The sequence below is a fragment of the Duncaniella sp. genome (genome assembly GCF_029054785.1).
GTDB lineage: Bacteria > Bacteroidota > Bacteroidia > Bacteroidales > Muribaculaceae > Duncaniella.
Genome location: NZ_JAIDEN010000094.1, coordinates 1 through 3937 on the forward strand (window position 1 = coordinate 1; position 3937 = coordinate 3937).

General features: G+C 55.5%; 3 protein-coding genes. 2 read left to right on the plus strand and 1 reads right to left on the minus strand.

Annotated features, from left to right (window positions below):
* Window positions 1-153: 153 nt before the first annotated feature.
* Complete coding sequence (locus tag K2H17_RS06315) at window positions 154-1599, plus strand: Na+/H+ antiporter NhaC family protein (protein ID WP_300132722.1); 1446 nt, start codon at window positions 154-156, stop codon at window positions 1597-1599.
* Window positions 1600-1774: 175 nt separating this feature from the next.
* On the opposite strand, the gene K2H17_RS06320 is transcribed toward K2H17_RS06315, so the two are convergent.
* A complete protein-coding gene (locus K2H17_RS06320; RefSeq protein ID WP_300132724.1) occupies window positions 1775-2623 on the minus strand; it encodes an HAD family hydrolase in 849 nt (282 codons plus the stop codon).
* A 427-nt stretch (window positions 2624-3050) separates the two neighbouring features.
* Here K2H17_RS06320 and pyrE point away from each other — a divergent pair, with 427 nt between their 5' ends.
* On the plus strand, window positions 3051-3704 hold the full coding sequence (pyrE, locus tag K2H17_RS06325) for an orotate phosphoribosyltransferase (RefSeq protein WP_300132727.1): 654 nt from the start codon (window positions 3051-3053) through the stop codon (window positions 3702-3704).
* Window positions 3705-3937: the final 233 nt, after the last annotated feature.

Below are 3937 nucleotides of genomic sequence, written 5' to 3' on the forward strand. Positions count from 1 at the left end.
GTGCCTTTCAGGCGTTAACTTTTCCCGCCCTTTAACACCCCTTTTCACCTTTTAGCGGAGTTTGTGACACCACCCCGCGGAAATCTCCGCAAAAACTGCTAACTTTGCAGCCTTAAAAAAGCGATTACACAACCCCTTAAACCGTCAGTAAGATTGAAATTGAACGCCCATAACCTCTTCGGCCAGCGCCTCAAGCCCTCAGTCACCGTCTCGCTCATCCCCCTCCTCTTCCTGCTGGTCACCCTCATCACCGTCATCATCCTCCGCGGAGCCGACGCCGTCTCCCAGCTCGGCCCCTGGATCCTGCTAACCTCAGCCGCCATCTCCATCGGTCTGAGCACCCTCGGCCACATCGCAACCCGCCGCAGCCTCACCGTCGGACTGCGCCGCAGCGCCATGCAGATCCTCCCCGCCATCCCCATCCTCATCTGCATCGCAGCCGTAGCCACAACCTGGATGCTCTCAGGCGTAGTCCCCACCCTCATCTCCTACGGCCTCCATATCCTCTCCCCGAAATTCTTCCTCATCATCACCTGCGCCGTCTGCTCGGTAATCTCAGTCATGACCGGCAGTTCCTGGACCACCATCGCCACCATCGGAGTCGCCTTCCTCGGAATAGGCAAAGTCATGGGTTACAGCGACCCCTGGATCGCCGGAGCCATCATCTCCGGAGCCTACTTCGGCGACAAAGTCTCACCCCTGAGCGACACAACCGTCGTAGCCTCATCAACCGCCGGAGTCGACCTCTTCGACCACATACGCTACCTCACCGTCACAACCATCCCCGCCATGGCCATCGCCATGATCGTCTTCATGACCGTAGGCCTCACCACCACCCTCGCCCCCTCACCCGAATCAGCACCACTCCTCGACGGCCTCAGAACCACCTTCAACCTCACCCCCTGGACAATGGTCATCCCCATCCTGACCCTCCTCCTGATCGTCATGCGCGTCCCCACCCTCATAGTCCTCCTCACCGCCACAACCCTCGGCGCCATCGGCATCTTCATCCTCCAGCCCCAGTTCGCCTTCAACTTCAAAGCCCTCCTCTCCACCATCTGGAACGGCTCCTCCATCACAACCGGCAACCCCCAGCTCGACGAACTCACCGCAACCGGAGGCATCCTCGGAATGCTCCCGACCATCTATCTCGTCCTCAGCGCAATGATATTCGGCTCAGCCATGATCGGCACCGGAATGCTCACAAGCCTCACCGAAGCCTTCACCCGCCGTCTGCGCCGCCGCACAGGCATCGTCAGCGCAACCGTAGCGAGCGGACTCGCCATGAACTGCGCCACAGCCGACCAATATCTCTCGCTCATCATCACCGGCAACATGTACCGCCCCCTCTACCGCCGCAACCGCCTTGAAGCGCGTCTGCTCAGCCGCTCGATGGAAGACTCCATATCCGTAACCTCCGTACTCATACCCTGGAACTCATGCGGCATCACCCAATCGACAGTCCTCGGAGTCTCCACCATAGCCTACGCCCCCTGCTGCATCTTCAACCTCCTCACCCCCCTCATGAGCATCATCATAGCCCGCCTCGGCTTCCGCATCCCGGCACCATCCCCCCGCGGCCTCGCAGCCTGCAACTGAACCACACGGCTCAACCAATCCGCCGTCACCCGCGTTTATAAACCATGCCGGACCTCTCAACCATACTCATAGCCCTTCTGCTCACACTCTTTGCCGGGAGCCGAAAGCTTCGGCCATCACCACCTCTCGCTCATCGGCGTCATCGTCGGCATGGCCCTCATGGGACTGACCCTCGTCATACTCTGAGCCCGTCGGCCTGCGCACACATCGCCATATCCAAAGCCACAGCATCATCATAATTCGCACCGATCCGCCGGTCGGCCTTCTCGCCCACACCCGGCATCGCATTGGCCACAGCCACAGAATCGTCAGCCACAGCAAACATCGGCAGATCATTCAGATTGTCGCCATAGACCGTCACACGGTCCGCACCGATCCGGCGAGCCAGACGACCGATCGCAGCCGCCTTGCTGACACCTCCGGCAAAAACCTCCAGATAAGCCACCTCCTGATTGAAAATATCGCGGTAACACGAAACCGACAGACGGCTGTCACATCCCAACATCCCCGCCACAGCCTCGATAGCCCGCCCCTCGCCAACGGCAAAGATCAGAACCGTCCCATCCATAGGCTCATCATAAGCACGCGGATCGTCGAAAATGAAACGCTTGCGCGTCAGACCGCAGCGCTCCTCATAAAACTTCCACTCCCGCGAATTCATCCGCCCGTTGTGATAGACCTCAAGCATCGAATCATCCCTCAGCACATAGACAAAAGGATTGACCCCATTCTCCCGGCAACACTCAAGCACCCGCGCCGCAGCCGCAGCCTCAGGATACATCACATCCGTATACCGCTGACACTCCCGGTCCCACATCGCAGCCCCGGTCATGACAATCGCCGGTATATTTATATAGGTGTTTTCGAGCAGCACCTCGACCGTAGCCGGAGTGCGCGCCGTAGCAACCGTCACCGCGACACCAGCGCGCGACAGCTTCGAAATAATTTCCGCGCTCCTGGCGCTGACCAGACTGTCACGGCCCAGCAAAGTCCCGTCCATGTCCGTAACAAACAGATGTTTCATTTCAATCTCTTTCTTTTTAATTTAAAGTAATACCTTTTTTGCGCATCTCTTTCAGCTGCAAAGTTACCGAAAAATCCCCCTCCATTCAACACCTCCACCCCCTATTACAGCACCTTTCAGACCACTTTTTGATCCATTTTTCAAAATTTTGGCTAAATATTGTTAAATATACGCTATGATGTGCACATATTCCGATTTTAATGCTTAAATTTGCATGTGTGTTTTTCATAGTATTAGATTAAGATAAAGGTTTAAAAAGGAAGGGAGATGTCGTGAGACATCTCCCTTTTTATCTACCCGTCCGGCCCCGAATTTCGACACATTAAGAAACGTAAACTAAAAAAAGTTGCATTTGACACGCGGATATTCTAATTTTGCACTTTGAATTATAATCAGTCCATTTTTTCATTTATCCAACCACCCTCAAATGAAACATCTTGACCTTATTCTTGCCGAGAAGCTTCTGAAGATCAGCGCTATCAAACTTCAGCCTGACAACCCCTTCACCTGGGCATCCGGCTGGAACTCACCAATCTACACGGACAACCGCAAAACCCTCTCCTATCCCGATGTCCGCAACTTCATCAAGGTCGAGCTCAGCCGCATCATCCTCGAAAACTTCGGAGATGTCGATGCCATCGCCGGTGTAGCAACCGGAGCCATCGCCCAGGGAGCACTCGTATCAGACACCCTTGGCCTTCCCTACGTCTACGTCCGCTCAACCCCCAAGGACCACGGACTTGAAAACCTCATCGAAGGCGACCTCCGTCCCGGACAGAAAGTCGTAGTCATCGAAGACCTCGTATCAACCGGAGGCAGCAGCCTCAAAGCCGTTGAAGCAATCCGCAACGCCGGATGTGAAGTCATCGGAATGGTTGCAATCTTCAGCTACGAATTCCCCGTCGCAACAAAACGCTTCAAGGAAGCCAACGTCAACCTCATCACCCTCTCGAACTACTCGGCCCTCATCACCGCCGCTCTTGAATCGGGATTCATCCACGAGCACGACGTCGACACCCTCAAGGAATGGCGCAAAGACCCCTCGATGTGGACACCCGCCGCATCGACTGCCACTGAATAATATCTCCGGCAACCGAACAATCAACCCCATACAAAGCCACCCCTCCGCGGCCACGAAGCCGTCGGTCAGGTGGCTTTTTAAAACCCACACCAACACCGAAAACCACAAACCCAACCGATACAACAATGGCAACCTACTCAGGCACCCCCGTAACCCTCCCCCGTCCCATCGGCCATAAACAAATGACGAAGACAAAGAACCAAGAAGTATTAAACTCGTTGGTAGCCGAAACA

What these genes read in the sequence shown, in the direction of transcription:
- K2H17_RS06320 (WP_300132724.1), bottom strand. Translation starts at nt 2,623, where the DNA reads ATGAAACATCTGTTTGTTACGGACATGGACGGGACTTTGCTGGGCCGT.
- pyrE (WP_300132727.1), top strand. Translation starts at nt 3,051, where the DNA reads ATGAAACATCTTGACCTTATTCTTGCCGAGAAGCTTCTGAAGATCAGC.